This is a genomic window from Mesorhizobium sp. M1A.F.Ca.ET.072.01.1.1 (genome assembly GCF_004023325.1).
Taxonomy (GTDB): domain Bacteria; phylum Pseudomonadota; class Alphaproteobacteria; order Rhizobiales; family Rhizobiaceae; genus Mesorhizobium.
Window position 1 is genome coordinate 1 of sequence record NZ_RZSF01000460.1, and the last position, 4,013, is coordinate 4,013.

The 4,013-nt window shown below is 65.7% G+C and carries 4 protein-coding genes; 3 read left to right on the top strand and 1 reads right to left on the bottom strand.

What is annotated here, in order from left to right:
* Positions 1–113: 113 nt before the first annotated feature.
* Positions 114–593, bottom strand: a complete 480-nt coding sequence (locus EOA32_RS34195; RefSeq protein WP_128374067.1) for a MarR family transcriptional regulator — start codon at positions 591–593, stop codon at positions 114–116.
* A gap of 273 nt (positions 594–866) precedes the next feature.
* Between EOA32_RS34195 and EOA32_RS34200 the strand changes: the two genes are divergently transcribed.
* The 3 genes from EOA32_RS34200 to EOA32_RS34210 all read left to right on the top strand — a co-directional run.
* Positions 867–1,475, top strand: coding sequence for a CDP-alcohol phosphatidyltransferase family protein (locus EOA32_RS34200; RefSeq protein ID WP_128374065.1), 609 nt, complete (start codon positions 867–869; stop codon positions 1,473–1,475).
* Between the two features lie 36 nt (positions 1,476–1,511).
* Positions 1,512–3,299: a bifunctional alpha/beta hydrolase/class I SAM-dependent methyltransferase gene (locus tag EOA32_RS34205; protein WP_189407612.1), complete on the top strand. Its 1,788-nt coding sequence runs from the start codon at positions 1,512–1,514 to the stop codon at positions 3,297–3,299.
* A gap of 12 nt (positions 3,300–3,311) precedes the next feature.
* Positions 3,312–4,013 (top strand): phosphatase PAP2 family protein (locus EOA32_RS34210; RefSeq protein WP_145971449.1); only part of this gene is annotated, 702 nt, incomplete at its 3' end.

Below are 4,013 nucleotides of genomic sequence, written 5' to 3' on the forward strand. Positions count from 1 at the left end.
TGCCGGTGCGGGCTGCGGCTCCGCTGCCGCGGAGACTGGCGCAGCGTCCGGCTTCGTCGGCGCTTCCATCTCGAGCTTGGTGACGTTGTCGTCTGCTTTCTTGGCTGCCGCGTTCATGCTGCCCGCCCTTCCGAATTCTTGATCTTTTCGAGGGACGACGTCTCGCCGTCCGTCAAATTCTGCACGATGGTGTCAAGCACCCGGATCAGGATGCGACGGTCCTCCGGCGATACGCCGGTGAGCGATTCCTCGTAGACCTCGCCGGCAAGGCTTTTGACATCGGCGTAGGCCGCGTTGGCCTTTTCGGTCGGGAAGATCATGCGCACACGCCGGTCGGCCGCGTCGGCGCGACGCTCGATCCAGCCGCCCTCCTCCATCCGGTCGACGAGGCGAGAGACGCTGATCGGCTCGATCTCGAGCAGCTCGGCAAGCCGCGCCTGCGCGACACCGGCCTCCTTGGCGACGCGGACGAGAAGCCGCCATTGCGCCGAGGAAAGGCCCAACCCGCTGGCGCGCGCCTCGAAGCGCTTGCGCATGAGGCGCTGCACGTCGTGGATCAAAAATCCCAATCTGTCGATGCCGTCTGAAACCATGAGCGGCATATATAATAAGCGTGCTTACTATTCAAGTGGCATGCGTTGTTCCAGAAGCCGGCAACCGCATGCGGCCATGCCAGGGCTGCATGGTCGAAGCTCGCCAAGGCGGGCATGAGAGCGCCACAGAGCGCCGGCTCCGGCGTCGTCTTCAGGCAATGGGTGCATGGCACAGTGCCAACCGCCTGGCATCCAATGTGTTTTAGCAGCTGTGCTGGTGCCGTTCGGCATGTTTGTGATACATCTGACGGCGAGGATCGGGGGATCATCGCAATGCCGACGCTCTATGCGCTGAAGCCGGCTTTCCAGGACAGGCTGCGGCCGCTGGTCAACAGGCTGGCGGCGATGGGTGTCACGGCCAACGGCATAACGGTCGCGGCTGCGCTGCTGTCCCTCGCGGCTGGATCGGCGATCGCGATCCTCCCCGGTTGGAGCCCGCTGCTCTTCCTCATCCCCCTGGTGCTTTTCCTGCGCATGGCGCTCAACGCCATTGACGGCATGCTGGCGCGCGAGCATGGCCAGACCTCGACGCTCGGCATGTACCTCAACGAGATCTGCGATGTCGTCTCCGACCTTGCGCTGATCCTGCCCTTCGCCGCCCTTCCCCAATTCGGCGCCTGGGGCGTTGTCGCCTTTGCCATCGCCGCGGCGCTCACCGAGTTCGCCGGCGTGCTCGGCATCGCCGCCGGGATCGGGCGAAACTATGCCGGGCCGTTCGGCAAGAGCGACAGAGCGCTGGCGCTCGGCGTGGTCGCCGTGCTCGCCGCCGCCGGGCTCTGGCCGGAGGCAATCGCGCCGTTTGTGTTTCCGGCCATGGCTACGCTTTCGCTGCTGACCGCCATAAACCGGATACGCGCCGGTCTTATTGGCAGCACCGGCTGAGCACCGAGACTCGCCATGCCGTCCGGGGGAACCACCATGCTTCACGAACAGGTCGCCAGCGCGCCGGCGGAAAGCCTTGCGCGGCAGGCGCAGGAACGCACCTTCCGCAGCCATGACGGCACGCAGATCTTTTACCGCTACTGGCCGGCGATGCAGGCCACGGCCAAGGGCGCGGTCGTGCTCTTCCATCGCGGACACGAGCATGGCGGCCGCATGGCGCATCTCGTCGACGAACTCAGCATGCCCGATTACGCCTTCTATGCCTGGGATGCGCGGGGCAACGGCCGCTCCGCCGGCGAGCGCGGCTACGCTCCGTCTTTCGCCGCGCTGGTGCGCGATATCGACTGTTTCATGCGCGAGATCGCCGCCAGGGACGGTTTTGCCGCGCAGGACATCGCGTTGATCGCGCAGTCCTTCGGCGCGGTGCTGGCGGCCGCGTGGGTGCACGACTATGCGCCCAAGCTGCGCGCCATGGTGCTCGCCTCGCCCGCCTTCTCGGTGAAACTCTATGTCCCTTTCGCCAAGGAAGGCATCGCGCTGTGGCAAAAGATCAAGGGGCGCTTCTTCGTCAATTCCTACGTCAAGGCGAACCTTCTCACACATGACCCTGTGCGCATTGCTTCCTTCGAAAACGACAAGCTGATCACAAGGCCGATCGCCTCGAACATTCTGGTCGAGCTCTATCAGCACGCGGCGCGCATGGTTGCCGATGCGCGCGCCATCACCGTGCCGACGCAGCTTCTTCTGTCGGGCAGCGACTGGGTGGTGCGGCACGCGCCGCAGCACGAGTTCTTTGTCAATCTCGGCAGCCGCGCGAAGGAGCGCCACGTGCTGCCGGGCTTCTTCCACGATACGCTGGGCGAGCGCGACCGCGCCAAGGCGCTCGACCTGATCCGGCCGTTCCTTGAAGCGCAGTTCGCGGCACCCGCGGAAGCTGTAGACCTGAAGCAGGCGGACATCGCCGGCTACACGCGCGACGAGGCCGACCGCCTCGCCTCGCCGCTCGATCTGCTTTCGTCCAGGGGCCTCTACTGGGCGATGAGTCGCGCCTTCATCCGCATCGGCAGCTGGTTCTCGCAAGGCATGAAGGTCGGCGTTACCACCGGCTTCGATTCCGGTTCGACGCTCGACTATGTCTATGAGAACGAGCCGCGCGGCCTGGGGCCGATCGGCCGCATGGTCGACCGGACCTTCCTCGACGCCATCGGCTGGCGCGGCATCCGCCAGCGCAAGCTTCACATCGAAGAGCTGATCGGCTCGGCGCTGGCAATGCTGAAGGCCGCTGGGCGGCCGACCAACATCCTGGACATTGCGTCTGGTCACGGCCGCTACGTCCTCGATGCGATCGACATGAGCCGGGAGCAACCGACCAGCGTTCGACTGCGCGACTATTCCGACCTCAATGTCGAGCTCGGCCGGAAGCTGATCGCCGAGCGGCAATTGCCGGCCAGCGTGTCGTTCCAGCGCGCCGACGCCTTCGACGGCGACGGGCTCGCCGCGATCGATCCGGCGCCGGACCTCGCCATCGTCTCCGGCCTTTACGAGCTCTTCTCCGACAATGCGCTGATTGCGCGCTCGCTCGGCGGCCTTGCCCGCGCCATGCAGCCGGGCAGCCTGCTCATTTACACCAACCAGCCCTGGCACCCGCAGCTCGAAATGATCGCGCGCAGCCTCACCTCGCATCGCGGCGGCCAGGCCTGGGTGATGCGGCGGCGCACGCAAGCCGAGATGGATCAGCTGGTCGAGGCGGCAGGCTTCGAGAAGCTCGACCAGCGCATCGACCAATGGGGCATCTTCACCGTCTCGCTGGCAAGGCGGCTTTAGGACCACCGCCGCATGCCTTCCAGTGCCGAGCCCCCGCCACTTTCACCCAGCGCCGAGCCCTATGGGCATGTCGTCCTTCGCGCAGCGCTGTGGCTCGCCTTCCTCGCGCCTTTCTTCTATTCGACCTACGGCTTCGCCAATTGGCTCGCCTCGACTCGCGACCATGTCGGCAGCATCGTGTTCTCCTGGGAACACCATGTTCCGTTCGTCGCCTGGACCATCGTGCCCTACTGGTCGATCAACCTGTTCTACGGACTGTCGCTCCTGCTCAACGACAGCCGCCAGGGCGTCGACCGGCTGGCCGGCCGCTACCTCACCGCGCAGATCGTCGCCGTCGCCTGCTTCATCCTGTTTCCGCTGACCGCCACCTTCGTGCGGCCGGAAACGAGCGGCCTGCCGGGTTTCCTGTTTGCGGTGCTCGGCGGCTTCGACAAGCCGTTCAACCAGGCGCCGTCGCTGCATATCGCGCTGTTGGTGATCATCTGGGATCATTGGCGCCAGCGCCTCGCCGGTCCTTTGCTGGGGCTCTGGCACGGCTGGTGCCTTCTGATCGGCGCCTCGGTGCTGACCACCTGGCAGCATCATTTCATCGACATCCCGACCGGCGCGCTGCTCGGCTTCTTCGCCCTGTGGCTCTTTCCGGCACAGGGCGAGCTGCCGTTCGCCGGGTCCCACCTGACTGCCGACGGCAAGGCACGGCGGCTTGCGCTATAC